Source organism: Sphingomonas sp. UYP23 (genome assembly GCF_054059235.1).
In genome coordinates this window covers 809,256-833,822 of the sequence record NZ_JBSSBX010000001.1, presented here as the reverse complement: position 1 = coordinate 833,822, position 24,567 = coordinate 809,256, and the positions used below count along the sequence as shown (strand labels likewise).

Here is a 24,567-nt window from a genome sequence, read left to right as displayed (position 1 = left end):
ACGCCGCGGCGCGGCGCTTCCCGCTTTTCGGGAAAGAGTTTCCTGGATTGCTTGAGGGCGCTGCCGTGTCGCGCCCGCTATGTCGGGCAGCGAGGAGATTGATGATGCGCAAAGCACTGACCTGTGGGGTCCACCATGTCGGCCTGGCGGTTCCCGATCTCGACGCGGCGGTCGATTTTTTCCGCGATACGCTCGGCTGGCGGATCCTCGCGCGCGATGATGGCTACCCCTCGGCCTTCGTCACCGATGGCGAGGTGATGGTGACGCTGTGGCGCGTGGCGGACCCCGCGACGGCGAGCCCGTTCGATCGGCGCGCGAATATCGGCCTGCATCATCTGGCGCTGGCGGTGGCGGACGACGGGGCGCTCGCGACCGCCTTCGCAAGCGTGTCTGCGCATCCCGACGTCACGATCGAATTCGCACCCCGGCCGATCCAGCCGGGCACGACGACCAAGCATTTCATCTGCCGGATGCCCGGTGGCGTCCGCCTCGAATTCACCGCGCGCGTCTGACGAAGGCGAGCGCCTCTTGGAGATGGACAATGAATTTCGATAGCTTGCACCTCGACCATGTCGGCCTGCGCGTGACAGATCTCGACACCGCCGAACGCTTTTACGCCAGGTTCGGCTTCTCACGCGATCCCGACGAGTTCGCACCCGATGTCAAGGCGTGCGGGTTGGTCCACCCAAGCGGACTCCGCCTACACCTGATTTATAATGGCGTCGCGGCGGAGGGCGGCAACGTCCTGCTCGACGCCCCGGTCCGCCGGCCGGGTTATACCCACGCAGCGTTGATCGTCGAGAATATGGGCGCGCTGGTGGAATGGCTCGATCGCGAAGGCATTCGGATCACCGAGGGGCCGCTGACGCTCGGCCACGGCCGGCGCAACGTCTGTTTCATCCGCGATCCCGATCTCAACGTGATCGAATTCAATGAGATCGTTACGCACTAGCGCACCCCGATCGGGGAACGGGTGGTCGCCGCAACCGCCGCGCACGACCACCCCGCCTCGGGTTTAGAAGGTGTGGCTCGCGCGCACCCCCGCATAGCGGTTGAAGTCGCGCGGCAGGTTGCTCTGTGTAGCCTGGGCGTTGCCCTGGTTGCCGTACGAATTGTTGACGTTGAAGAAATAGTGTTTGTCGAACACGTTGTTGACGAAGCCGACCAGCTCCCACTTGCGATCGGCGCCGCGGATGCCGAACGACAGGTTGAGAATGCCGTAGCCCTTCTGGATCGTCTCGGGATCGCGGTTGATCCCGAAGTTGAACGAGCTCTGATAGTTGTAGGCCGCCTGGAACACGCCATCGAGCGTCGGTGTCAGGCTCGGCGTATAATCGGCGCTGACCGATAGTTTCCATTCGGGCGCCTGTGCCGGACGATAGCCCGCCAGATCCTGCCGCGAGGGACTGCCGACGCAGCCCTGCGCTGCGGTCTGCCCGGGATAGCATTGCGCGAACGGGAAGGAGAGGATCTTCGCGTCGGTATAGGTCACGCCGCCGCTGAGGTTGAGCGCGCGGTTGAAGCGGACGCCGCCTTCGACCTCGACGCCGCGGGTGCGCAGCTTGCCGACATTGGCGAGGCGGAAGTTGATCGTCCCGTCGGCAAGCGTCTGGATTCCCTGCGCCTGGAAATTGTCGAACGTCGTGTTGAACAACGTGACGTTGAGGGTGACCTTGCGATCGAGGAACTGCGACTTCACCCCGAGCTGCCAATCCTGCGAGGTTTCGGGGCGGACCGGACTCGAATTCTGCCGAACCAGGTTGAAGCCGGTGCCGATGTCATAGGCCTGGCCCTTGTGCCCGGTGGCGTAAGTGGCGAACGCCATCACGTCCCTGCCGAGGCGCTGCTGGATGCCGGCCTTGTAGGTCTGGTAGTCTTCCGAATTGTTGCCGGCGAACTTGGCGTTGTTCGCGGCATAATCGAGGAAGGTATAGTCGATCTTGCCATGCCCGGCGCGGATGCCGCCGATCAGCGAGGTGCCGTCGATGATCTCATACTCGGCCTGACCAAAGGCGGCATACTGCTTGTTGCCGTTGGTCGCGTACCAGCGCGCGATCGAGAAGAACGGCCCGCGCGTGAAATCGCGCGTCAGATTTAGGTTCGAGTAGAACAGGCCGAGCGTGTAGCGCAGCCGGGTCTTGCCCGACGACACCAGCCGCAGCTCCTGCGAGAAGGCATGCGTGTTGAACGTCCCGAACTGGCGATTGTCGAGTGCGGCGATCGCCGATTCATCCTGGTCGAGAATGTCGAACTGCTTGAAGTGATCCCAGGCGGTGATCGACACGAGCGAGGCGAAGCCGAGATCGAGCGAGGCGCGCAGCGACTGCGAGAAGTCGCTGTAATCGGTGCCCGAGGTGACGTTGTTGACGACATTGGTATTGTCGTCGGTGAAGGTTACGCCCGGCGCGAACACCGCGGGCGTATAGGCGGCGACACCACGCAACCGTGCATTGGGCGAAACGCGCGCGAACGGGCGGCCGATCGTGGTGTGGCCGTCGATATAGCCGATCTGCGCGGTCAGGTTGAGCGTCGGCGTCGGGTTCCAGACAAGCTTGCCGCGCGTCGATAGCGTGCGGAAGCCGTTGACGCGCTCACCGTTGAACAGGTTGCGAACGTTGCCTGCGAAATTGTCGTAGTTGACGCTGGTGCGGAAGCCGAGCGTGTCGGTCAGCGGCCCCGACAGAGCGGCATTGCCGCTATATTCGCGGTCGGTCGTGACGAGGCCGCCGACGCGTCCGGTCAGATGCGCGCTGGGGCCCTGCGTCACGATGTTGAGCAGACCGGCCGAGGCCGAGCGGCCGTACAGCGTGCTCTGCGGACCGCGCAGCACTTCGATCCGTTCGATGTCCGACAGATCGGCGAAGGCGCGTGCGAGGAACTGGACGGGCACGTCGTCGATTTGCACCGCGACGCTGGGCTCGACGCTCGGCGAGAAGGCGAAGGTGCCGATCCCGCGGATCGAGATCGACGCATTGACCGGCTGCTCCGCGGGGCGGATGATCAGCGACGGCGCCGCCTTGGTGAGGTCGGCGAACTGCCGCACGCCCTGCGCCTGGAGCGCATCGCCGGTCAGCACCTGCACCGCGAGCGGCACGTCCTGAACGCGTTCGGCGCGCTTCTGCGCGGTGACGATGATGTCGGTGGCCGCTGTTTCCGCCGGCGTGCCTTGTTCGGCAAGCGCGGTGGGCGAGGGGGCGGGATCGTTGGGCTGGGTCGGCGCGGCTTGCGCGAAGGCTGCGCTGCTGGCGGAGACCGCCATGCCACATGCCAGGATGCGTCCGAGTGCGGTCGTCGTGAACAAGCTCATGTCCTTCCCCTCCAATGTCTTCGGCTTTGCCCGATTGAGGGGGGGCGTATCAGTCGATCGGACTGCGTGCAAGGCTTGTACTACAAATTATCGGCCGTTGTACGCCGTCCGAAACGAAAACATGGACGTTGTGCGAAACTTGTCACCAAATCGCATGGGTGCTGGGGGCGTTATCGACCTCGCGGCGGCGGCGGCGCCGGCTCTTCCAGGGGTGTGCGTAGACGATCGGCCCGCGGTTCCTCGCGCGGCCTTACGTTTGCCCGTCGTGCGGACAGTCACCCGATGGACGTGAAGCAATAGCGCGACTAGTCGCGCCGTGCCGCGGGCGTTGCGCTTACAGCGCGCGCGGTCCACCGTCGGCGAGCACGTGGGTGCAGACCTGCGCCTCGGGCGTATCCCCAGCTTCGAGCGCCGCGACCGTGACCCAGCCGGCCGCGCGCATTGCCGCTGCGATTGCAGAATCGGTACCGAGCGGAACGAACAGCCGGCGCCGATCGACCTCGGCCAGGCCCCGCCGCGACGATCGCATCGGCATAGAGCGAGAAGCCGACCGCGGCCTCTTCCGCGCCATTCTCGTGGACGATCGTATAGCTGCCGCCGCGCCCGATCTCGCCGAGCACGCCGCCCGCGAAGATCGAGAAACCGAGCCAGCTCTGATATTCGAAGCCGTGGCGCTCGGTCGGATCGAGCGTCAGTGCGACGCGGCCCTTGAGACCCTCCGCGATCTGCCACAGTCCATCGAGCCGCGAGGTCAGCGCGCCGCCCGCATCGAACGCGCAGAGCCGGTCGTGCGCGGACTCGAACGGGCCGGCGGCCTCGATCAGCGGGAGATAGGCGGGTGCGAGCGCGGCGACCGCGCCGGCATCCTTGGCGTCGAGCCGATCGCGCAGGGTATCGATCTGGCCGGGTTCGACCGGGAAGGGGCCGCTCGCCAGCACGTCGATCAAATCGGGCAGCGTAAAGTCGATCGAGACGTTGGGCACGCCTGCCGCGGCGAGGGCGGCGACCGCGGACCTCGACGATCTCGCGCGCGGCGGCGATCGTGTCGAGGCCGATCAGCTCGCAGCCGATCTGGCGCATCTCGCGTTCAGGGGAGAGCTGCGAGGCGCGCAACTTGAGCACCGGGCCGGCATAGGACAGCCGAACGGGACGCGGGTGGTGGCCCATGCGCGTCGCGGCGATGCGCCCGATCTGCGCGGTCATGTCGGGGCGGATCGCGAGCGTCGCCTGGCTGACGGGGTCGACGAAGCGCACCGCATCCTGCGCGCGCGCGGCCTTGAGGCGACCGGCGAGCCCGGCCTCGAACTCGGCGAGTGCAGGGTCGGCGCGTTCGTAGCCATAGGCGTGCGCTGCGCCGAGCAAGGCTTGCTCAAGCCGCGCGGTGGCATCGGCGAAGGGCGGGAGCCGGTCGTGGAAGCCGGTCGGGAGGAGGGAAGTGGTCATGCGCGCGCCTTGCCCGAAGCGCGATTGCAGCGAAAGCCGCAATCGCGCTTCGGAGCGGATCAGAACGCCAAGCCCATCGCGGTCTTCACGCCCGCCAGCGCGCGGACTTGCGCGAGCAGATCGGGCGTCAGCGCTTCGTCGATCGACAGCAGCAACACCGCCTCGCCGCCCGCCGAACGGCGACCGAGGTGGAAGGTGCCGATGTTGACGCCGCCGGTGCCGAGCAAGGTGCCGAGGCGACCGATGAAGCCCGGCGCGTCCTCGTTGACGACGTACAGCATGTGCCCGGCGAGATCGGCCTCGATCTTGATGCCGAACAGTTCGACCAGACGCGGCGCGGCGTCCCCGAACAGCGTGCCGGCGACCGAACGCTCGCCTGCATCGGTCTTGACCGAAACGCGCAGCAGCGTGTGATAATCGCCCTCGCGCTCGGTCTTGATCTCGCGCACCTCCATGCCGCGCTCCTTGGCGAGCAGCGGCGCGTTGACCATGTTGACCGTGTCGGTCTGCGTCCGCAGGAACCCGGCGAGCACCGCCGACACCATCGGCTTCTGGTTGAGTTCGGCGGCAGCACCCTCGCTGTGGATCGAGATGCGGCCGATCGAGCCCGTGGTGAGCTGACCGACGAGCGAGCCGAGCTTTTCGGCGAGCGCCATGTACGGCTTCAGGCGCGGCGCTTCCTCGGCCGAGAGCGACGGCACGTTGAGCGCGTTGGTGATGCCGCCCGACATCAGATAATCGGACATCTGCTCAGCGACCTGGATCGCGACGTTGACCTGCGCTTCGTCGGTCGAGGCGCCGAGATGCGGCGTCGAGACGAAGTTGGGCGTGCCGAACAGCGGCGAGTCCTTGGCCGGCTCCTGCACGAACACGTCGAGCGCCGCGCCGCCGATATGACCCGAATCGAGCCCGGCCTTGAGCGCGGCCTCGTCGATCAGGCCGCCACGCGCGCAGTTGATGATACGCACGCCCTTCTTCGTCTTGGCAAGATTCTCGGCCGACAGGATGTTGCGCGTCTGGTCGGTGAGCGGGGTGTGTAGCGTGATGAAGTCGGCACGCGCGAGCAGTTCGTCGAGCTCGACCTTCTCGACGCCGAGTTCGACGGCACGCTCGGGCGACAGGAACGGATCGTACGCTACGACCTTCATCCGCAGGCCGAGCGCACGATCGGCGACGATGCCGCCGATATTGCCCGCGCCGATCAGGCCGAGCGTCTTGGCGGTCAGCTCGACGCCCATGAAGCGGTTCTTCTCCCACTTGCCGGCCTGGGTCGAGGCGTCCGCCTCGGGCAGCTGGCGCGCGAGCGCGAACATGAGGGCAATGGCATGCTCTGCGGTGGTGATCGAGTTGCCGAACGGGGTGTTCATGACGACGACGCCCTGCGCCGAGGCGGCGGGGATATCGACATTGTCGACGCCGATGCCGGCGCGGCCGATGACCTTGAGGTTGGTGGCAGCGGCGAGGATCGCCTTGGTCACCTTGGTCGAGCTGCGGATCGCGAGGCCGTCATATTGGCCGATAATCGCGATGACTTCTTCGGGGGTCTTGCCGGTGATCTCGTCAACCTCGACGCCGCGTTCGCGGAAGATCTGAGCGGCTTTGGGGTCCATTTTGTCGGAGATGAGGACTTTTGGCATTTGGAATTCCTTCGATTTCGCGTCCGTCGTCTCCACCAGCGTCATCCCCGCGCAGGCGGGGATCCATACGGGCTGGCGTCGCAGATCGGGTACGGACGGCGGGATTATGGATTCCCGCCTTCGCGGGAATGACGACGTCTATGCTTTCGCGGTCGCATACGCCCAATCGAGCCACGGGCCGAGCGCGACCACATCGGCGGTGTCGACCGTCGCGCCGCACCAGATGCGCAGGCCGGGCGGCGCGTCGCGGTAGCCGGCGACGTCATAGGCGGCGCCCTGCTTTTCGAGCAGGCCGGCGAAGGTCTTGATGAACGCCTCGTCGGCGCCCTCGACCGTCAGGCACACGCTGGTCTTCGACCGCGTCGCCTCGTCGGCGGCAAGATGGCCGAGCCACGAGCGCTCCGCCACGATCTGATCGAGTGCTGCGGCATTGGCGTCCGAGCGGGCGATCAGCCCGTCCGCGCCGCCGACCGACTTCGCCCATTCGAGCGCCGCGATGCAATCCTCGACGGCGAGCATCGACGGGGTGTTGATCGTCTCGCCCTTGAACACGCCCTCGGTGAGCTTGCCCTTGGAGACGAGGCGGAACACCTTCGGCAGCGGCCAGGCAGGGGTGTACGATTCGAGCCGCTCGACCGCACGCGGGCCGAGGATCAGCACGCCGTGCGCGCCTTCGCCGCCGAGCACCTTCTGCCACGAGAAGGTCGCGACATCGATCTTCGCCCAGTCGATGTCATAGGCGAACACCGCGCTGGTCGCATCGGCGAAGGACAGGCCCTCGCGGGTCTCGGGGATCCAGTCGGCGTTGGGGACGCGGACGCCAGAGGTGGTGCCGTTCCAGGTGAACAGCACGTCGTTCGACCAGTCGACCGCGCCCAGATCCGGCAGCTGGCCATAATCGGCGCGCACGACGGTGGGATCGATCTTGAGCTGCTTGACAGCATCGGTGACCCAGCCTTCGCCGAAGCTCTCCCAGGCGAGGGTGGTGACGGGCCTGGCGCCCAGCATCGTCCACATCGCCATTTCGAACGCGCCGGTGTCGGAGCCGGGGACGATGCCGATGCGATGCGTGTCGGGGAGCTTGAGCAGTTCTCGCATCAGATCGATGCAGAGCTGCAGGCGCGTCTTGCCGATCTTCGAGCGGTGCGAGCGGCCGAGCGACTCGGTAGCCAGTTTTTCGGGGGACCAGCCGGGCGGTTTCGCACACGGGCCGGATGAGAAATATGGACGCGCCGGTTTGATCGCCGGCACGGCAGGTACGTCAGTCATGTAGTCTCTCCTCACAGAGAGCACGCGCGGCGTTGGGACCGCGTGGCCCGTCGCCGGTCCTAGAGCCATCGCCGCGCGCGTCAAGCGATGAGTCGTTCGTCGCAAGGTTGTGGCGGCGTTAACCAACAGGCGGCTATCGAGTCGCTATGTCGCGCCGATCTTTCATCGTCCTCGTGTCGCTGCTGCTTGCCGCCTGTTCGAGCGGTCACGATCAGCGCCCGCCGACTCGCCCAAGGGGCGCGCGGCCGATCACGCTGAGCCTGCCGACGAGTCGCGAGACGCAAGCGTGCTTCGCCGATCTGTCGCGCGAGGATGTTCGTTATTCGCCGCTGCCCGATCGCGATTATGGCGGCGGCTGCCAGATCGTCGGTGCGGTCCAGTTGATCGACATCGGCGTGCCCGTGACCAATTTGAAGGCGATGCGCTGTGGGCTTGCGCGCAGCTTCACGGGGTGGATCGAGCATGCCGTCGCCCCCGCGGCGCGGCAGATGCTCGGCAGCGATGTCGTGCGAATCGAGAGCATGGGCACTTATGCCTGTCGCACGGTGATCGGGTCGGCGGCGGGGGCGGGGCGGTTGTCGGGTCACGCGCTCGCCAATGCGGTCGATTTTTCGGGCGTCGTGCTCAAGAATGGACGGCGCATCTCGGTGCAGCAGGATTGGAACGGCGGCGACCCCAATGCGCGCGCCTTCCTGCGCACGATCCACGATTCGGCGTGCCGCCGCTTCGGCACGGTGCTCAGCCCGAACTACAACGCGGCGCACTACAACCACTTCCATTTCGAGGACGATCACAAGGGGTTCTGTCGCTAGGCTTCAAATCGGCGCGCGTGTCGCCTAGATGCGGTGGATGACAGAGACACCGAAATCGGGAACGCCCGACGCATCGCATCCCGACACCCACAGCCCCGACACGCATACGCACGTCCCGTCCCGCGTCTTCGCGCGCGCGCGGCAGGATGCGGAAAGCGCCAAGGCCGCCGTCAGCACGCCGCAGACCGAAAACCCGGCCTATCGCCTCGCCTTCCAGGATATGGACTTCCTGCTGCGTGAGGATCTGCGTCCGGTTCGCTTCCAGCTCGAATTGCTCAAGCCGCAACTGATCCTCGACGAGGCCAAGATCGGGTCGACCTTCGTAATGTACGGATCGGCGCGGATCCCCGAGCCCGCCAAGGCGCAGGCGCTGCTCGACCTCGCGCGCAACGCGGTCGACGGCAATGCGGCTTCGATCCGTATCGCCGAAAGCCTGGTCGAGAAGTCGAGATATTACGACGTTGCCTATGAACTCGCGCAACTCGTCAGCGCCTTTCCGATCGACGAGGAAGGCAAGCGCCAGTTCGTCGTCTGCTCGGGCGGCGGGCCGTCGATCATGGAAGCGGCGAATCGCGGTGCGGCCGAGGCAGGGTACGAATCGGTCGGGCTCAACATCGTGCTGCCGCACGAACAGGCGCCGAACCCGTATGTGACGCCCGCGCTGTCGATGCAGTTCCACTATTTCGCGCTGCGGAAAATGCATTTCCTGCTCCACGCGCGCGCGCTTGCGGCGTTCCCGGGCGGGTTCGGGACGTTCGACGAACTGTTCGAACTGCTGACGCTGATCCAGACCGGCAAGATCAAGCCGATCCCGGTGCTGCTCTACGGTCGCAAATTCTGGGAGCGCGTCGTCAATTTCGAGGCGCTGGTCGAGGAAGGCGTGGTGTCGGCGAAGGATCTGAGCATCTTCACCTTCGTCGAAACCGCCGAGGAAGGCTGGGCGGTGGTGAAGGAATTCTATCGCGACAAGGACTGAGCCTTTTTTCGCCCCTCCCCTTCAGGGGAGGGGTTGGGGGTGGGGCGTGCCTCGCAGAGACCTGTCCCAGGCATTAGACGTCCCCACCCCAACCCCTCCCCTGAAGGGGAGGGGCTTTTTTCTTACTCTCTCGCCCTTACTTCCCGACCGGTGCCGCCGTCGCGCGGCCAAGCGGCGAAGACGAGACCTTGCCCGCCGCCGCCGGAGCGGTCTCGTTGCCGAGCCCGGCCGCGCTTGGCGAGGCCTTGCCGCCCGGATCGGCGGCACCGGCTGCGGGCGGTGCCTTCGCTTCGGTCGCGGTCGCGGCGCCCGCGGCAGGCGCGGGCAGCGGCAGGTTCGACCCTTGGGTATTGAGATAGAGGATCACGTCGGCGCGGTCTTTCGCGCTGGTGAGGCCGGCGAAGGTCATCTTGGTCCCCGCGGCATAAGCACGCGGGCTGGTCAGCCAGCTGTTGAGCTGTTCGAAATCCCATTTCTTGCCCGCGCCCGCGGTCTTGAGCGCGTCCGAGAAGGCGTAGCCGGCCTTGCCTTGGGCAATCGCCTCGCCGACGGTTCCCCAAAGGTTCGGGCCGATGCCGTTGGCGCCGCCCTGCGCAACCGTGTGGCACGCGCCGCACTTCTTGAAGACGTCGGCGCCATGCGTCGCATCGGCGGTGGCGAGCAGGTCGGCGATCGGCTTGTCGGGAACCGCAGGGCCGCCACCGCCGGCGTCGTCCGCCGGTGCCTCGATCGGATAGCCTTCCTTTTCAGACGTGATCGGCGCGACGATCATATGGCCGGCAATACCGAGCGCGAGCGCAGACGCCATGCTGCCCAAAACCCAGCCCGCAATCGTGTTGGTCCGGTTATCCATGCTCGTTTTTCCGCCTCTGCCGCAGGAGGGTCCCCCTGAAGGACCACGTAGTTGTGTTGACCCATAGATTCGCTGGTCCGACACCGCAAGCCAAGCTTGCCGCGACGCGGCAGGCCCGTTACCGCCCGGCTCCCATGGAAAATTTCGCTGAACCCGCCCGCGCGCTTGTCGCCCAGATGACCGAGGCCGCCGCCGCCGATCCGAGCCGCGCGGTCGCGTTTCAGGGCGCGCCCGGCGCAAACTCGCACATTGCCGCGCTCGAGGCGTTCCGCGAGGGGCTGCCGCTGCCGTGCTTCGACTTCGCCGATGCGATCGACGCGGTGCGCGACGGGCGCGCCGATTGCGCGATCATCCCGATCGAGAATTCGCTCCACGGCCGCGTCGCCGACATGCATTTCCTGCTCCCCGAATCGGGGCTGGTGATCACCGGCGAGCATTTCCTCGGCATCCGCTATGCGCTGATGGGACAGGGGCCGCTGGCGGGCGTGCGCGAGGCGATGAGCCATCCGCAGGCGCTGGGCCAATGCCGCCACTGGCTGCGTGAACGCGGGATCGCGCCGGTCGCCTATCCCGACACCGCAGGTGCGGCGGCGGTGGTGGCCGAGCGTGGCGACCCGACGCTCGCGGCGCTCGCCCCGCCGGGCGCGGCAGCGCTGTACGGGCTCGAGACGCTCGCCAGCGACATTGCCGATGCCGATCACAACACGACGCGCTTCGTCGTGCTGGCGCGCGCGGGGCACCCGCCGATTGGAGAGGGTGCGTGGATGACGACGCTGATCTTCGAGGTGAAGAACGTCCCCGCCGCGCTCTACAAGGCGATGGGCGGCTTTGCGACCAACGGCGTCAACATGACCAAGCTCGAAAGCTACCAGCGTGGCGGCAGCTTCGCCGCGACCGAATTCTACGCCGATGTCGAGGGGCGGCCGGGCGAGCCGGGGCTCGACCATGCGCTTGAGGAACTGGGCTTCCATTCGAAATGGGTGCGCGTGCTGGGGACGTATCGGAAGGCGCGCGCGCGCGGGTGAGCGGCGGCTGCGCGGCGGAAGCGATCGCTGCTGACGTCGGTTGCGGGCACCCCGCAAAGGCCGCATTCTACCCCCTGCTGGACAGCATCGGGAGGGCGGTATGGTCGCATTCAGGGGATTTCTGGTGGCGGCCTGGGTCGTGCTGGTGGCCTATACGGGGATCGTTGTCGCGCGGCACGGCCTTGGTTTCCTGCCGGTGTTCTTCGGTGACATCGCCGCAGGCCAATGGCCGGGCCAGTTCAACCTCGACTTCTCGTGCTTTCTCTTGCTGTCGGCGCTGTGGACGGCGTGGCGAAACAGCTTTTCGATCGTCGGGATGGTTCTCGCGATCATCGCGTTTGTCGGGGGCGCTGGATTTTTGCTGCCCTATCTGGCGGTACTGACCATCACGACACGCGGTGACATGGCAAGCGTGTTGCTTGGGCCGGCGCGGGCGCGCCGAGGCCAGGGTGCTGTGGTGGGTGACCGCTGATCCACCAGATCCGGCGGTAGTCGATCTGGTTCGTGCCTTCGACAGCAGAAACATGACGCCTATCACGGTACCGTCAGTGCTGAACTCGATTGACCCCAAAGCGTGGTCTTTAGAAGGGCGATCGTTTCCATGAAGCAGTGGGGAGCGACTAGCCGCGGTGTTTCGCCGACACGTTTGCGCCGATCCACGCGGATATGTCGGTAACCGGGATGCCATGGCGTTCGTTGAATGTCGCGGCCTTGTCCCACGCAACACCACGCCCTTGCGCGAAGGCCGCTCGGTACTTGCGCATCATGTTCTTTGCATCGTTCGCCAGCTCGTCCATCAGGAACGGCACGGTCCATTCGGACCGGCTGAAACGACGACCCAGCGCCGCCTCGAGCTTGTCTGCGACCTCACCATAGGTGACGGTGTCCCCGGCAAGGAAAACGATTTCGTTCCGGATCGTCGGCTCGAAGAAAATGATTTCGGCGGTCAGTACCCCGATATCGTCAGGCGTGGTCAGCGTCACGGCGGTGTCGAGGCTGCCGAGGGCGTGGACAGCACTATCGTCGAAGTCGACGACACCGAACTCAGGCTCGAACAGATAGCTCATGAACATGCCGGTGGAGATGATGACCCATTCGGTCTTGTCCTGCGCGCGCAGAAGCTCGCGCACATCGAGCTGGGCGTCGAAAATGTCCTGCGGACCGCCACGGCCGATCGCTTCGAAATCGACGCCAAACTGCCACGGGAAGTAGCGCGGGATGCCCGATTGCAGTGCCGCCTTGGCCAGCTTCACCGGCGTGTCGATGCCCGCCGCATAGCCCGCGCAGCCGATCACGGTGTCATAGCGCGAGAACACCGCCGCCAGTTCGTCAATCGAACTGTTGACCAGATCGCCCACGACGATCGCGATACCCGCATCGCGGATTTCGGCGATGTCGCGCTGTTTCGCTGGCGCGTCGGACTCGACGGCGCCCGCGCGCAGCAGCACGCTGATTCTGGCACCGTCAATATCCTTTGCGCGGCGCGCGAGATTGCGCAGGACCGGCATACCCAGTTCGCCAGCACCCAGCACGAGGATGTTCCGGGACTTCACGGTGGAGACTGCATCGTTCATCGTTCTAACTCGTTCATCATTGGTTGCCGCCCCGATTTGGCGATCCATCTGCAAGCGCGAAAGAAGGGTACATGCGTGATACCGTGGTCAGGACGCTAAGCCAGGACGACGTTCTCCAATACTCCCAGGCTGTCTGCGACGGCCTGAGGGACGACGATGACGGGGTACGGCGAGAGGTACTGATGCATGCCGGCAATCGCTGGTCGCTCGGGGTCATTCACACGCTCGGCGTCTATGGTCAGCTTCGCAATGCGGAGATCGGCCGGCGCATGCATGGTGTCACGCAACGCATGTTGACACGCACGCTTCGCCATCTGGAGCGTGACGGATTGGTGGTACGCCATGACTTTGAGGAGGTCGTCCCTCGCGTCGAATATGCGCTGTCCGAGACCGGACTCGAACTTCTGGTTCGGCTGGTCCCGCTCTGGACTTGGATCGTCGAGAACGTGGACGGCTTTCGGGCGGCAAGAGAGGCATTCGACCGACACAATAGCGATGCGGCACCCTGACTGATCCGAGAAACGGACACGCCGCTTCCCGCCAAAAGCAGACGTGCCTTGTCGCGTCGCCCCGGGGGAGGCCGGGGCGACGGTCAGGAAGGGGCGATAGCAACCCCCTTTTATAGGCCGCGTCCCGGCTCTCCTGCTTTCCGAGGAGGGTAGCGGATGCCGTTACCCCTCAGCCCACGCCTTCAGCAGCGTATACGCGATCGCATACGGCGGCGGCGGCAGGAACGGCCCTTCGCCGCCCGCCAGCACCGCGCGCACGTCGTCGCGCGACACCCAGATCGCGTCCTCGAGCTCGTTGGTGTCGAGCGTGATCGCATCGTCCTCGGCGATGCCGACACAGGCGATCATCAGCGAGGAGGGGAAGGGCCAGGGCTGGCTGGCGATGTAGCGTACGCCCGACACGCGAACGCCCGCTTCCTCCATGATCTCACGCGCGACGGCTTCCTCGATCGATTCGCCGGGCTCGAGGAACCCCGCCAGCGCCGAATATCGCCCGGGCGGGAACGCCGGCTGGCGGCCGAGCAGCGCGCGGCCGTCATGCTCGGCGATCATGATCACCACCGGGTCGACGCGCGGGAAATGCTCGGCCTTGCAATTGGGGCAGGCGCGGCCCCAGCCGGCGCGGAACAGCGCGGTCTGCGTTCCGCAATTCGCGCAGAACTGGTGGCGGCTGTGCCAGTCGAGCACCGAGCGCGCCGCGGCATAGGTCGCCGCCTCGCCCGGCGCGAACTGGTCGAGCAAGGCGAACAGCCGCGGGGAGCGCCCGGCCGGTGCGCGCATCCCCGGCAGGTACGCCGCGAAATGCGGGCGGCGCGACTCGTCGAAACCGAGCAGGATCAGCTCGGCGTCCTCGGGCGTCTCGGCGAGCGAGGACCAGCCGATCCGGCCCTCGCCATCGAGTTCGGGCTCGAAGCGGTCGAGCCGGAGCACGCGTGCGCGCCAGTCGCTGCGCGCGGCGGCGAGCCCCTCGGGATCGTGGCGCAGCGCATCGGCGCGGTCGAGCAGACCGCCGGTAAAGCCTGGAGACATCACGCTGTGCCGATCACTTCCGCAGGAGATGGGGGGCAAGGTCGGCGTACACCGCCTTGGTCGATTCGGCGCGCAGCGGCCATTTGTCGCCCGGCAGGTAATTGACCATGATCGTCGCGCGGACCTGGTTGACCGGATCGACCCAGGCGATCGTGCCGGCAGCCCCGCCCCAGCCATAGGTGCCCTTGGCCGGGCCGCCGGGCGTGTCGTTGAGCGTCACCGAGCCGCCTGCGCCGAAGCCCTGCGGGTTGGTCGTCCCGCCCGTTGCCGAGACCGCGCCGGGATAGATCACGCCGGTCGGCAGCAGGTTCGACATGGCGAGCCTGGCGGTGGCGGGCTTGAGGATGCGCACGCCGTCGAGGCTGCCGCCATTCTGGAGCATGTGCAGGAAGCGATCGTAATCGCCCGCCGAGGTGACGAGCCCGGCGCCGCCATAGGGGAAGCTCGGCTTCTGGAGATAGACCGAGGTCGCGCCGGGATCGAGCGGGACGCGGGTGTTGCCGGCGATGAAATAGCCAGTCGCCAGGCGGCGCGCTTCCGACGCGGGGACCTGGAAATAGCTCGAATTCATCTTGAGCGGGGCGAAGATGCGCTGCTGGAGGAAGGCGTCGAACGACTGGCCCGACGCGACCTCGATCACGCGGCCCATCACGTCGAGGCCGATCGAATAGCTCCATTTGGTGCCGGGCTCGGCGATCAGCGGGAGCGTCGCGACCTTGTCCGCGAACGCCTCGAGCGTCGCGAGGCGCTTGAGGCGGAGCTGCGCCTCGGTCTTGGCGTCGGAGGTGAAGGGGGTGATGCCGGCGTCTTCATACGCTTTGAGCAGCGGGCCCTTGGTGATGATCGTATAGCCGAGCCCGGCGGTGTGGGTGAGCAGGTTGCGGATCGTGATCGGCTTGGTGGCGGGACGCGTCTCGAGCGAATCGGGGCTGATCTGGACGCGCATATTTTTGAAGGCTGGGATGAAATCGCTGACCGGCTGGTCGAGGCGCATCTTCCCTTCTTCGATCAGGATCATCGCGGCCATCGCGGTGATCGGCTTGGTCATCGAATAGACGCGCCACAGGCTGTCCTGGTCGGTCGCGGGGGCGCCGGGTTCGTCGCCGATCTTGCCCGCTGCGACGACCATCGCAGGGGCATCGCCGCGACCGAATACGCCGACCACGCCGGGGAACTGGTTCGCCGCGACATCGCCGCTGAACAGCGCCTGCGTGCGGGGGAGGGCGCCAGCCGGGGCGGGTGCGGGTGCGGGTGCTGCGGCCGGGGCCGGACGGAGGACGGGCTGCGGCTGCGCCATCTGCTGCGCTATCGCCGTGCCACCTGCGGCGACGAGCAATCCTGCCGCCGCGAACTTGAACCGCAATGCTACCATTTTGCCCTCCTGATGGCGTCCGCCGCCTTGGCGAACACCGTCGGCAGGCCCGCCGAGTCGATCCCGGTCTCCTCCCACCATTCGCCATCGCCCGCATGCCCATCCACGCGCGCAACCGCAAGCGACAGTTCGAGCCGGAAGTGGGTGAAGACGTGCGCGACGGTTTGGGGCAGGATCTGCCAGTCGGCGGGGAGCGGCGGATCTGTCAGCCCCGGCGCCTGATCGGCCCACGGACCGGTCGGCAACGCCCGCATTCCGCCGAGCAGGCCGCGCGGCGGTCGGCGGACGAGCAAAACCTTGTCGTCGTGCTGCGCCCAGAAGATCGTGCCGTGGCGCTGCGGCTTGGCGAGCTTCGCCGCCTTGATCGGGAAGCCCTCGGGGTTGCCGAGCCGGTAGCCCTCGCACACGCTCGAGAGCGGGCAGGCGAGGCAGCGCGGGCTCCGCGGCGTGCAGACCGACGAGCCAAGGTCCATCATCGCCTGCGCGAAATCGCCCGATCGCAGGTCGGGCGTGATCCCGTCGGTCGCGGCGCGCACCTCGGGCATGCCGCCGGGGAGCGTCCGTTCGATCGCGAACAACCGCGCGACGACGCGCGCGACATTTGCGTCGACGACGACTGCGCGCTCGCCGAACGCGATCGCGGCGATCGCGGCGGCGGTGTACGCGCCGACACCGGGGAGTGCGCGCAAGCCGTCTTCGGTCGTCGGGAAATCGCCCCGCGCTACGACCGCGCGGGCACAGGCGTGAAGGTTGCGGGCACGGGCATAGTAACCGAGCCCCGCCCACGCCGCCATCAGATCGGCCTCGGGCGCGGCGGCGAGCGCCTCGACGCTCGGCCAGCGCGCGACGAATGCCTCGAACTTCGGCCGCACCGCGGCGACCGTCGTCTGCTGGAGCATGATCTCCGACAGCCAGACGCGGTAAGGATCGGGCGCGTTGCTCCCCGACGCGGCGCGCCACGGTAGCGCGCGCGCGTGGCTATCGTACCAATCGAGCAGGAGTTTTGCTGGGACGGCGGAAGGACGCTTGGCGGACACGGCCCCGCTATGGCATGGACGACGCAATGAGCAAGCGCGCCACTCCAGCACCCGCCGCCGAGCGCCCCCGCGGCGGCCGTGCGCGATCGGTCGCCGAGCTGCTCCCCGATGCCGGCCGCGCCGCGTTCCGCCGCTTCGGCTTCGTCCAGAGCGCCGTCGTCAGCCGCTGGAGCGAGATCGTTGGCCCGCGCTATGCCGGCGTGTCGTCGCCCGAATCGATCAAATTTCCGCATGGCGAGCGCATCGGGGGCACGCTCAACCTCGTCGTGCGCGGTGCGCATGCGACGATGATGCAGCATATCGCGCCCGAGATCATCGAGCGCGTCAATCGCTTCTTCGGCTATGCCGCGGTGGCCAAGGTGCAGTTCCGCCAGGGCGACGTTCCCGTGCCGCGCCCGCGCGCCGCGCCGCCGTCGTTGAAGCCCGTGCCGGTCGATCTCGGCGCGAGCCTCAGGACGATCGCCGATCCCGAATTGAAGGCGGTGCTCGAAGCCTTGGCCGCGGGGGTCGCGGCGACGCGCGGGGCGCCGAGCGTGAGTGGAGACGAATGATGCGGTTTGGGTTGGCGGCGCTGGTAATGGGCGCCGCTCTGGTTTCGACGGCGCAGGCCGCGCCGCCGAAGAAGACGCCGGTGGCGGCGCGCAGCGCGTGGCTGCAGACGGTTGTCGCGACGCCTGAGGGTGGGGTGCGGATGGGCAACCCGGCGGCGAAGGTCAAGCTGATCGAGTTCGGCTCGCGGACCTGCCCGCTCTGCGCGCGGTTCGATGTCGAGGGCCTTCCGGCGCTCAAGAGCGGCTATATCGCGAGCGGCAAGGTTTCCTACGAATTTCGCGATTTCCCGGTTCATGGCGCGCTCGATCTCGGGCCGATCCTGCTCGGGCAGTGCGTGCCGACGCGCGCGTTCTTCCCGATCCTCGACGCGATGATGGCCGACCAGAAGATGCTGGTCGGACGCAGCGACGCGATTCCCGACGCCAAGCAGAAGGAATTGCAGACCGCGACGCCCAACGCGATCGCGACCTATCTTGCCGGGTTCTACGGCTATACCGATTTCGTGGTGAAGCGCGGCCTGCCGCTCGCCAAGGCCAATGCCTGCCTCGGCGATCGCAAGAAGGTCGACGCGCTCGTCGCGCGTGCCGACGCGGCGAGCAAGGCCTATGCGGTTGCCGGTACGCCGACGTTCGTGCTGAACGGCGCGACGCAAGCCAATGTGTATGATTGGGCGACGCTCGAGCCGCTTTTGCGCGCCGCCGTCGCCAAATGATCTTTCTGACTAGGAGCTTATCGATGACCCCTCGTATCCTGTTGTCGGCGGTTGCCGCACTTTCGCTTGCCGCGTGCGGCGGGAGCGGCACGAGCTCAGGCGGCAACGTCGCCGCCGCGGCGCCGGTCGCGGCCAAGCCCGCGCCGACCGGGCAGAACTGGACCGAAGTCGTCTCGAAGACGCCCGAGGGCGGGTATCGCATGGGCAATCCCGATGCGGCGATCAAGGTCGTCGAATATGGTTCGCGGACCTGCCCGACCTGTGGCGCGTTCGGCCAGACCGGCCAGAAGCCGCTGACCGACACCTACGTCACCACCGGCAAGGTGTCGTACGAATTCCGCGACTATCTCGTCCACGGCCAGCCCGATTTCGCGCCGAGCCTGCTCGGCCGCTGCGTCGGCACAGCGACCTTCTTCCCGCTGCTCGAAGCAATGTACATGGCCCAGCCGCAGTTCGAGGCGAAGCTTGCCGACCAGGCTGCGACCACCGCGCTCCAGACGCAGCTGCAGGGCAAGACGCCGAACGAGGCGGCGGCCGCCTGGGGCGACTATCTCGGCTATGTCGAGTGGGTGAAGCAGCGCGGCATCCCCGAGGCCAAGGCGCGCGCGTGCATCGCCGACAAGGCGGCGCTCGACGAGATCATCGCGATGATGAGCAAGGGCGACGGCGCGGCGGTGACGGGTACGCCGACCTTCATCATCAACGGGGCGAAGGTCGACGGCGTGAGCTGGCCCGACGTCGAGGCAGCGCTCAAGCGCGCTGGCGCGTAAGGTTGGCGGGCGTGGGGGCGCTCGGTGAACATCTAAGCCCCTCCCCTTCAGGGGAGGGGTTGGGGTGGGGCCGTAACGGGCACCCAGACCTGATACGTCCCCACCCCCAGCCCCTCCCCTGAAGGGGAGGGGAGTTATGCAGATCAAGCGGCTCCGCCTTTCCGGCTTCAAGAGCTTCGTCGACGCGGCCGATCTGCGGATCGAGCCCGGGCTGACCGGAATCGTCGGCCCCAACGGCTGCGGCAAGTCCAATCTGCTCGAGGCGCTGCGCTGGACGATGGGCGAGACTTCCGCGCGGTCGCTGCGCGGCGCGGGGATGGACGACGTCATCTTCGCCGGCACCAACACACGGCCCGCGCGCGATTTCGCCGAAGTGTCGATGCTGATCGAGGCAGAAGGCGAGGAAAGCGAAGTCGTCCGCCGGATCGAGCGCGGGGCAGGATCGGCCTATCGGATCGACGGGCGCGACGTGCGCGCCAAGGACGTGGCGTTGCTGTTCGCCGACTCCGCGACGGGCGCGCATTCGCCCGCGCTTGTCAGCCAGGGGCGGATCGGCGCGATCATCGCCGCCAAGCCGCAGGAGCGGCGCGCGATGCTCGAGGAAGCCGCGGGCATCGCCGGGCTCCACGTTCGCCGCAAGGATGCCGAGCAGAAACTCCGCGCGACCGAGGCCAATCTGACGCGGCTCGACGAACTGATCGCCGAGCAGGACGGCCGCGCCAACGCTTTGCGGCGCCAGGCGCGGCAGGCCGAACGCTACCGCACGCTCTCGGACCAGATCCGCATCGCCGAGGCGCGGATGATCTTCGCGCGGTGGCGCGATGCGCAGGCGGCGGCGGATACGGCCAAGGCCGAGGCGGTGGCGTGCGAGGCGAGCGTCGTCGCAGCCGCCGAGGCGCAGCGCGGCGCGGCGGCCCGTGCGTTGGCGGCGACCGAGGCACTGGCGCAAGCGCGCGGTGCGGCGCAGGCGCTGCGTGAGGCGGCGAGCGAAGCGGGGCATCGGCTCGGCGGGTTGCGCGGCGAACAGGCGTCGGCGGTCAGGCGGACGCAGGAACTCGCGGCGGCGCGGGTCCGGCTTGCCGATGATCGCGCGCGTGAAGGCTCGCTGGCGAGCGACGCGGCCGAGGCGATCGCGCGGCTGGCCGATGAGACCAAGCGGCTCGATCAGGCGCTCGCCGATGCGGTCGCGCGCGTGCCCGAGCTCGAGACGCGCCTGAGCGATACCGAACGCGCCGGGCGCGATGCCGAGGTCGCGCTCGCCCAGGCGCTGGCTGCGCAGGCGACGGAGGCGGCGGACGCGCGTGTTGCCGACGCGGCGCTGGCAGCAGCGCGGGCCCGGGCCGAGCGCAGCGCGCGCGATCTCGCGCGGGTGAGCGCCGAGGGCGCGGCCCTTGGCGATGCCGCGCCGTTGATCGCCCAGCGCGCCGATGCCGTGGCGGCGCGCGCGCAGGCGCTGCACGACAGCGAGGATGCACGCACTGCTCTCACTCGCGCCGATGCCGATGAACGTGGCAGCATCGCGCAACGCGACGGCGCGCAGGCGGCGCGGGCTATCGCACACGCCGACCTCGCCGCGCTCGACAGCGAGGCGGCGGCGCTGACCAAGGCGACCAAGCGCGACGGGCGGGACCGGCTGCTCGACCAGGTCCAGCCCGAGCCGGGCTATGAGCGCGCGCTCGCCGCGGCGCTGGGGGACGATCTCGAAGCCGGGCTCGATCCGGGCGGCGAGCGGCACTGGGCGGGCGCAGTCGTCGTGGCGGGTGACCCGCCACCGCCGGCCGGGACGACGCCGCTCGCACGCTATGTCGCCGCGCCACCCGCGCTGGCGCGGCGTCTGGCACAGGTGCTGGTGGCCGAAGCCGACGAGGGTGCCACGCTCGCGGTCGGCCAGCGGCTGGTGACGCTTGGGGGCGTGCTGCGGCGCTGGGACGGCTATGTCGCCAAGTCGGGCGGCGCGGCGGCAGCCGAACGGCTCGAGCGGATCAATCGCTTGCGCGCGATCACCGCGCTGCGTCCGGCGGCGGCGCTGGCGGTCGAGGTGGCGGACGCCGAGCTCGCGCGCATCGCCGCGACGATCGGCAACGCGCGTGCGGCGGCGGTCTCGGCGCGGCGGGCGCTGGAAGGTGCCGAGGCGCGTGCGCGTGAGGCGGCGCGGGCGGAAGACCGGGCGACTGCGGCGATCGAGCGGATCGAAGCGCAGCGCGCCGATCTCGCAGCGCGCCGCGCGCGGATCGATGCCGAGCATGACGAGGCGGGTGCGGAGGTCGCGCGTGCGACTGCAGTACACGCTGCGCTCCCCGATGGCAGCGCGACGCGCGAGCGAGTCCGCACGCTGTCCGCCGAAGCCGAAGCGCGGCGCAGCGCGATCGCGACGGCGCGCGCCGATCGCGCCGGGGTCGATCGCGATATCGCCGGCGCACGCGAGCGGCTGGCGGCCATGGCGGCGGAGGCGAAAGGCTGGCGCACGCGCGCAGGCGAGGCGGCGCGGCGGATCGCCGAGATGGACAAGCGCGACGGCGAGCTCGCCGTCGAAGCCGATGCTCTGACCGGCCGACCCGAGGCGCTCGCCGCCGAAGTCGCGGCGCTCGAACTGGCGCATGCGGCCGCGCGTGCCGAAGCCGATACCGCCGCCGTGACCGAGCGCGCCGCCGAAGCAACGCTGCGCGACACCGAAGCGCGTGCGGCAGCCGCGGGGGAAGCGCTCGCGCAAGCCCGCGAGGCGCGTGCTGGCGCGGCAGCGCGCGCGGAAAACCAGGAATTGCGCCGGGTCGAGATGAACCGGCTGGCGGGCGAGCGCTTCCAATGCCCGTCGGTGCTGCTTCCAGAGCGCGTCGGGTTCGATGGTGGCACCGTGCGCAGCCCGGCGGAGGAATCGGGGAACCACGAAAAGCTGATGGTCGATCGCGATCGCATCGGCCCGGTGAATCTTGTGGCCGAGACCGAGCTCGCCGAACTCGAGGCTGCCAGTTCGGGCAATGCCGCCGAGCGCGAGGAACTGGGGCTGGCGGTCAACCGGCTGCGCGGATCGATCGGCACGCTCAACCGCGAGGGGCGGCAGCGGCTGCTCGCAGCGTTCGAGGCGGTCGACGGGCATTTCCGGCGGCTGTTCACGACGCTGTTCAACGGCGGCAGCGCGCATCTCGAACTGATCGATTCGGACGATCCGCTCGAGGCCGGGCTCGAGATCATGGCGCAGCCGCCCGGCAAGAAGCTCCAGTCGCTGACGTTGCTATCGGGTGGAGAACAGGCGCTGACCGCGGTCGCGCTGATCTTTGGGCTGTTTCTCACCAACCCGGCGCCGATCTGCGTGCTCGACGAGGTCGATGCGCCGCTCGACGATGCCAATATCGAGCGCTTCTGCGGGCTGCTCGATGCGATGACGCGCGAGACGCAGACGCGCTATCTGATCGTTACGCACAATGCCGTGACGATGAGCCGGATGCATCGGTTGTTCGGTGTCACGATGGTCGAACAAGGCGTCAGCCGCCTCGTCTCGGTAGATCTCGGCGGCGCGGAAACCCTCCTCGCCGCCGAGTAGTCAGATTAGCAGCCGTTGCGACGGTTCTGCGCAGCGTCGTGACGCTTGTCGAGATGCTTGCCGAGCAACGCACCACCAACGCCGCCGGCAACCGTGCCGAGCACGCCGCCGCCCAGTGCGTTACCGGCGAGCGCACCACCGGCGCCGCCGACGAGCAGGCCGGTCGTGCCCGACGAGCGGCGGCAGTTATAATGGCGGCTCGACTTGCCGTAGTAGCGATGCTTGCGCGCTTCGGCCTTGTCGGTCGGGAGGGCCATCGTCGCCGGAATGACGAGCGAGGCAGCGGCGAGCGAGAGGAAGAGGTGGCGCATGATCGAGATACCCTTTGATGATTGTGCACGCGAAACGTTCCAGCGACATGCACTTTGCATTGCCTCTGGAACAATCGGGTTTCGCCTACATCTGCTTAACCTGGGTTGACTATACCGCATCCGATGAGTCGTCAGGAGAAGACAATGAACGATCCGGATCTGCCGACCAGTACCACGGTCGGTCTGTGGGCGTGCGATCTGGTGACCGAAGAATTGACATGGAGCAACGGCGTTTATGATCTCTTCGGCCTGAAGTGCGGCAGCGTGCCCGACCGCGCGCGCGCCGCGGCCTGTTATACGCCGGCCTCGCGCGTCGCGCTCGAATGCCTGCGTGTCGCCGCAATCCGCGACAAGACCGGCTTTGCGCTCGACGCCGAAATCGAGACCGCGACGGGGTCGCGCTGGATCCGGATCGTCGCACAAGTCGAATGCGTCGATGGCAAGGCGACGCGGCTGGTCGGCTCGAAGAGCGACGTGACGCACGAGAAGCGGTTGGGGTTGGGGCTGTAGACGCACCGCGAGGGAGTCCTCAAACATTCCGCGCAACCGCTTGCGCCGCCTGGGTTCGGAACATATATCGAACACATGGCTCAACTCGACGTCCAGCAGAAGCTCGCAATCCTCGCCGATGCCGCCAAATATGATGCGTCCTGCGCCTCCTCGGGGTCGGTCAAACGCACGTCGCGCGATGGGAAGGGGATCGGTTCGACCGACCAGGGGATGGGGATCTGCCATGCCTATGCGCCCGATGGGCGGTGCATTTCGCTGCTGAAGATCCTGCTGACCAACAGCTGCATCTTCGACTGCCATTATTGCATCAACCGCAAGAGTTCGAACGTGCGCCGCGCGCGCTTCACCGCCGAGGAAGTCGTCCGGCTCACGCTGTCCTTCTACCGGCGCAATTATATCGAGGGGCTGTTCCTCTCGTCGGGCATCATCGGCTCGTCCAACTACACGATGGAGCAAATGGTCGAGGTCGCGCGCAGCCTGCGCGAGGATCATGATTTCCGTGGTTATATCCATCTCAAGACGATTCCCGACGCCGATCCGGAGCTGGTGCATCAGGCCGGGCTGCACGCCGATCGGCTGTCGATCAACGTCGAACTGCCGACTGTCGCCGGGCTGACGCGGCTCGCGCCCGAAAAGTCGGCCGCGCGGATCGAGGGCGCGATGGGCGACACCAAGACCGCGATTCTCGATACGAGCGATGCGAAGAAGCGCTTCAAGTCGGCACCGCGCTTTGCGCCGGCCGGGCAATCGACGCAGATGATCGTCGGTGCCGACGCCGCGACCGATGGCGATATCGTCACCAAGGCATCGACGTTGTATGACCGTTTCGGCCTGCGCCGCGTCTATTACTCGGCGTTCAGCCCGATCCCCGATGCGAGCGCGGTGCTCCCGCTGCAACGCCCGCCGCTGATGCGCGAACATCGGTTGTACCAGTCCGACTGGCTGATGCGCTTCTACGATTACACCTCCGCCGATGTCGTCGCCGCCGCCGATGCGACGACCGGAATGCTGCCGCTCGATATCGACCCCAAGCTCGCCTGGGCGCTCAAGTTTCGCGGGTCGTTCCCGGTCGACGTCAACCGCGCGCCGCGCGAGGCGTTGCTGCGCGTCCCGGGGCTCGGCGTGAAGGCGGTCACCGCGATCCTCGCCGCGCGGCGCTGGCGGCGGCTGCATCTCGCCGACGTCGCACGGCTGACGGTGTCGGTCGCCAAGGTGCGGCCGTTCCTGATCGCCGAGGACTGGCGCCCGGTCGCGCTCAGCGATCGTGCCGAATTGCGTCCGGTGGTTGCACCCAAGATCGAGCAACTGGAGTTGTTCGCGGCATAAGGGGA

Annotated in this window: 22 protein-coding genes and 1 pseudogene; 13 read left to right on the top strand and 10 right to left on the bottom strand. The window is 67.5% G+C overall.

Annotated features, from left to right (window positions below):
• The first annotated feature begins 104 nt into the window (after nt 1-104).
• Entirely contained in the window at nt 105-512 is a 408-nt protein-coding gene (locus tag ACVWYO_RS04280; protein WP_457348937.1) for a VOC family protein, read from the top strand.
• Between the two features lie 29 nt (nt 513-541).
• On the top strand, nt 542-952 hold the full coding sequence (locus tag ACVWYO_RS04275; RefSeq protein WP_457348936.1) for a VOC family protein: 411 nt from the start codon (nt 542-544) through the stop codon (nt 950-952).
• Between the two features lie 63 nt (nt 953-1,015).
• On the opposite strand, the gene ACVWYO_RS04270 is transcribed toward ACVWYO_RS04275, so the two are convergent.
• The 4 genes and pseudogenes from ACVWYO_RS04270 to ACVWYO_RS04255 form a co-directional block, all read right to left on the bottom strand.
• A complete protein-coding gene (locus ACVWYO_RS04270) occupies nt 1,016-3,307 on the bottom strand; it encodes a TonB-dependent receptor (protein ID WP_457348935.1) in 2,292 nt (763 codons plus the stop codon).
• 334 nt (nt 3,308-3,641) lie between these two features.
• Nucleotides 3,642-4,750: pseudogene (locus tag ACVWYO_RS04265) on the bottom strand (ATP phosphoribosyltransferase regulatory subunit).
• 59 nt (nt 4,751-4,809) lie between these two features.
• The gene (gene serA, locus ACVWYO_RS04260; protein ID WP_457348934.1) at nt 4,810-6,387 is read right to left on the bottom strand and encodes a phosphoglycerate dehydrogenase; all 1,578 of its coding nucleotides are present in this window, start codon (nt 6,385-6,387) and stop codon (nt 4,810-4,812) included.
• Between the two features lie 138 nt (nt 6,388-6,525).
• Nucleotides 6,526-7,656, bottom strand: a complete 1,131-nt coding sequence (locus ACVWYO_RS04255) for a phosphoserine transaminase (RefSeq protein WP_457348933.1) — start codon at nt 7,654-7,656, stop codon at nt 6,526-6,528.
• A gap of 146 nt (nt 7,657-7,802) precedes the next feature.
• Here ACVWYO_RS04255 and ACVWYO_RS04250 point away from each other — a divergent pair, with 146 nt between their 5' ends.
• Together ACVWYO_RS04250 and ACVWYO_RS04245 are read left to right on the top strand one after the other, a co-directional pair.
• Complete coding sequence (locus ACVWYO_RS04250) at nt 7,803-8,468, top strand: extensin family protein (RefSeq protein ID WP_457348932.1); 666 nt, start codon at nt 7,803-7,805, stop codon at nt 8,466-8,468.
• A 37-nt stretch (nt 8,469-8,505) separates the two neighbouring features.
• Nucleotides 8,506-9,444, top strand: coding sequence for an LOG family protein (locus ACVWYO_RS04245; protein ID WP_457348931.1), 939 nt, complete (start codon nt 8,506-8,508; stop codon nt 9,442-9,444).
• Nucleotides 9,445-9,580: 136 nt separating this feature from the next.
• Here the strand turns inward: ACVWYO_RS04245 and ACVWYO_RS04240 are convergent, their stop codons facing one another.
• A complete protein-coding gene (locus ACVWYO_RS04240) occupies nt 9,581-10,297 on the bottom strand; it encodes a c-type cytochrome (protein ID WP_457348930.1) in 717 nt (238 codons plus the stop codon).
• A gap of 134 nt (nt 10,298-10,431) precedes the next feature.
• On the opposite strand from ACVWYO_RS04240, the gene ACVWYO_RS04235 reads away from it, so the two are divergent.
• Together ACVWYO_RS04235 and ACVWYO_RS04230 are read left to right on the top strand one after the other, a co-directional pair.
• Complete coding sequence (locus tag ACVWYO_RS04235; RefSeq protein WP_457348929.1) at nt 10,432-11,322, top strand: prephenate dehydratase; 891 nt, start codon at nt 10,432-10,434, stop codon at nt 11,320-11,322.
• A 124-nt stretch (nt 11,323-11,446) separates the two neighbouring features.
• The gene (locus ACVWYO_RS04230; RefSeq protein ID WP_457348928.1) at nt 11,447-11,794 is read left to right on the top strand and encodes a hypothetical protein; all 348 of its coding nucleotides are present in this window, start codon (nt 11,447-11,449) and stop codon (nt 11,792-11,794) included.
• Nucleotides 11,795-11,942: 148 nt separating this feature from the next.
• Here the strand turns inward: ACVWYO_RS04230 and ACVWYO_RS04225 are convergent, their stop codons facing one another.
• Nucleotides 11,943-12,896, bottom strand: coding sequence for an aromatic alcohol reductase (locus tag ACVWYO_RS04225; protein ID WP_457348927.1), 954 nt, complete (start codon nt 12,894-12,896; stop codon nt 11,943-11,945).
• A 71-nt stretch (nt 12,897-12,967) separates the two neighbouring features.
• On the opposite strand from ACVWYO_RS04225, the gene ACVWYO_RS04220 reads away from it, so the two are divergent.
• Nucleotides 12,968-13,405 carry a winged helix-turn-helix transcriptional regulator gene (locus ACVWYO_RS04220; protein ID WP_457348926.1) on the top strand — a complete coding sequence of 146 codons (438 nt, stop codon included), beginning with the start codon at nt 12,968-12,970 and terminating at the stop codon, nt 13,403-13,405.
• A 162-nt stretch (nt 13,406-13,567) separates the two neighbouring features.
• On the opposite strand, the gene nudC is transcribed toward ACVWYO_RS04220, so the two are convergent.
• From nudC to ACVWYO_RS04205, 3 genes are read right to left on the bottom strand one after another with little or no spacing between them, the layout of a single operon-like run.
• Nucleotides 13,568-14,434, bottom strand: a complete 867-nt coding sequence (gene nudC / locus ACVWYO_RS04215) for an NAD(+) diphosphatase (RefSeq protein ID WP_457348925.1) — start codon at nt 14,432-14,434, stop codon at nt 13,568-13,570.
• Nucleotides 14,435-14,447: 13 nt separating this feature from the next.
• Nucleotides 14,448-15,806, bottom strand: a complete 1,359-nt coding sequence (locus ACVWYO_RS04210; protein ID WP_457348924.1) for a serine hydrolase domain-containing protein — start codon at nt 15,804-15,806, stop codon at nt 14,448-14,450.
• Nucleotides 15,800-16,843, bottom strand: coding sequence for an A/G-specific adenine glycosylase (locus ACVWYO_RS04205; protein WP_457348923.1), 1,044 nt, complete (start codon nt 16,841-16,843; stop codon nt 15,800-15,802). The genes ACVWYO_RS04210 and ACVWYO_RS04205 overlap by 7 nt, the downstream gene beginning before the upstream one ends.
• A 14-nt stretch (nt 16,844-16,857) precedes the next feature.
• Between ACVWYO_RS04205 and ACVWYO_RS04200 the strand changes: the two genes are divergently transcribed.
• From ACVWYO_RS04200 to ACVWYO_RS04185, 4 genes are all read left to right on the top strand, one after another.
• Complete coding sequence (locus ACVWYO_RS04200) at nt 16,858-17,394, top strand: DUF721 domain-containing protein (protein ID WP_140846811.1); 537 nt, start codon at nt 16,858-16,860, stop codon at nt 17,392-17,394.
• A complete protein-coding gene (locus tag ACVWYO_RS04195; RefSeq protein WP_457348922.1) occupies nt 17,394-18,107 on the top strand; it encodes a thioredoxin domain-containing protein in 714 nt (237 codons plus the stop codon). The genes ACVWYO_RS04200 and ACVWYO_RS04195 overlap by 1 nt, the downstream gene beginning before the upstream one ends.
• A gap of 23 nt (nt 18,108-18,130) precedes the next feature.
• Entirely contained in the window at nt 18,131-18,877 is a 747-nt protein-coding gene (locus ACVWYO_RS04190) for a thioredoxin domain-containing protein (RefSeq protein WP_457348921.1), read from the top strand.
• Nucleotides 18,878-19,013: 136 nt separating this feature from the next.
• Entirely contained in the window at nt 19,014-22,415 is a 3,402-nt protein-coding gene (locus ACVWYO_RS04185; protein ID WP_457348920.1) for a chromosome segregation SMC family protein, read from the top strand.
• 5 nt (nt 22,416-22,420) lie between these two features.
• On the opposite strand, the gene ACVWYO_RS04180 is transcribed toward ACVWYO_RS04185, so the two are convergent.
• Nucleotides 22,421-22,726, bottom strand: a complete 306-nt coding sequence (locus ACVWYO_RS04180; protein ID WP_140846804.1) for a hypothetical protein — start codon at nt 22,724-22,726, stop codon at nt 22,421-22,423.
• A gap of 144 nt (nt 22,727-22,870) precedes the next feature.
• On the opposite strand from ACVWYO_RS04180, the gene ACVWYO_RS04175 reads away from it, so the two are divergent.
• Together ACVWYO_RS04175 and ACVWYO_RS04170 are read left to right on the top strand one after the other, a co-directional pair.
• Nucleotides 22,871-23,236, top strand: coding sequence for a hypothetical protein (locus ACVWYO_RS04175; protein WP_457348919.1), 366 nt, complete (start codon nt 22,871-22,873; stop codon nt 23,234-23,236).
• A 75-nt stretch (nt 23,237-23,311) separates the two neighbouring features.
• Nucleotides 23,312-24,562: a putative DNA modification/repair radical SAM protein gene (locus tag ACVWYO_RS04170; RefSeq protein ID WP_457348918.1), complete on the top strand. Its 1,251-nt coding sequence runs from the start codon at nt 23,312-23,314 to the stop codon at nt 24,560-24,562.
• The last annotated feature ends 5 nt before the right edge of the window (nt 24,563-24,567 follow it).

What these genes read in the sequence shown, in the direction of transcription:
- ACVWYO_RS04280 (WP_457348937.1), top strand. Translation starts at nt 105, where the DNA reads ATGCGCAAAGCACTGACCTGTGGGGTCCACCATGTCGGCCTGGCGGTT.
- ACVWYO_RS04275 (WP_457348936.1), top strand. Translation starts at nt 542, where the DNA reads ATGAATTTCGATAGCTTGCACCTCGACCATGTCGGCCTGCGCGTGACA.
- ACVWYO_RS04270 (WP_457348935.1), bottom strand. Translation starts at nt 3,307, where the DNA reads ATGAGCTTGTTCACGACGACCGCACTCGGACGCATCCTGGCATGTGGC.
- serA (WP_457348934.1), bottom strand. Translation starts at nt 6,387, where the DNA reads ATGCCAAAAGTCCTCATCTCCGACAAAATGGACCCCAAAGCCGCTCAG.
- ACVWYO_RS04255 (WP_457348933.1), bottom strand. Translation starts at nt 7,656, where the DNA reads ATGACTGACGTACCTGCCGTGCCGGCGATCAAACCGGCGCGTCCATAT.
- ACVWYO_RS04250 (WP_457348932.1), top strand. Translation starts at nt 7,803, where the DNA reads ATGTCGCGCCGATCTTTCATCGTCCTCGTGTCGCTGCTGCTTGCCGCC.
- ACVWYO_RS04245 (WP_457348931.1), top strand. Translation starts at nt 8,506, where the DNA reads ATGACAGAGACACCGAAATCGGGAACGCCCGACGCATCGCATCCCGAC.
- ACVWYO_RS04240 (WP_457348930.1), bottom strand. Translation starts at nt 10,297, where the DNA reads ATGGATAACCGGACCAACACGATTGCGGGCTGGGTTTTGGGCAGCATG.
- ACVWYO_RS04235 (WP_457348929.1), top strand. Translation starts at nt 10,432, where the DNA reads ATGGAAAATTTCGCTGAACCCGCCCGCGCGCTTGTCGCCCAGATGACC.
- ACVWYO_RS04225 (WP_457348927.1), bottom strand. Translation starts at nt 12,896, where the DNA reads ATGAACGATGCAGTCTCCACCGTGAAGTCCCGGAACATCCTCGTGCTG.
- ACVWYO_RS04220 (WP_457348926.1), top strand. Translation starts at nt 12,968, where the DNA reads ATGCGTGATACCGTGGTCAGGACGCTAAGCCAGGACGACGTTCTCCAA.
- nudC (WP_457348925.1), bottom strand. Translation starts at nt 14,434, where the DNA reads ATGTCTCCAGGCTTTACCGGCGGTCTGCTCGACCGCGCCGATGCGCTG.
- ACVWYO_RS04210 (WP_457348924.1), bottom strand. Translation starts at nt 15,806, where the DNA reads ATGGTAGCATTGCGGTTCAAGTTCGCGGCGGCAGGATTGCTCGTCGCC.
- ACVWYO_RS04200 (WP_140846811.1), top strand. Translation starts at nt 16,858, where the DNA reads ATGGACGACGCAATGAGCAAGCGCGCCACTCCAGCACCCGCCGCCGAG.
- ACVWYO_RS04195 (WP_457348922.1), top strand. Translation starts at nt 17,394, where the DNA reads ATGCGGTTTGGGTTGGCGGCGCTGGTAATGGGCGCCGCTCTGGTTTCG.
- ACVWYO_RS04190 (WP_457348921.1), top strand. Translation starts at nt 18,131, where the DNA reads ATGACCCCTCGTATCCTGTTGTCGGCGGTTGCCGCACTTTCGCTTGCC.
- ACVWYO_RS04185 (WP_457348920.1), top strand. Translation starts at nt 19,014, where the DNA reads ATGCAGATCAAGCGGCTCCGCCTTTCCGGCTTCAAGAGCTTCGTCGAC.
- ACVWYO_RS04180 (WP_140846804.1), bottom strand. Translation starts at nt 22,726, where the DNA reads ATGCGCCACCTCTTCCTCTCGCTCGCCGCTGCCTCGCTCGTCATTCCG.
- ACVWYO_RS04175 (WP_457348919.1), top strand. Translation starts at nt 22,871, where the DNA reads ATGAACGATCCGGATCTGCCGACCAGTACCACGGTCGGTCTGTGGGCG.
- ACVWYO_RS04170 (WP_457348918.1), top strand. Translation starts at nt 23,312, where the DNA reads ATGGCTCAACTCGACGTCCAGCAGAAGCTCGCAATCCTCGCCGATGCC.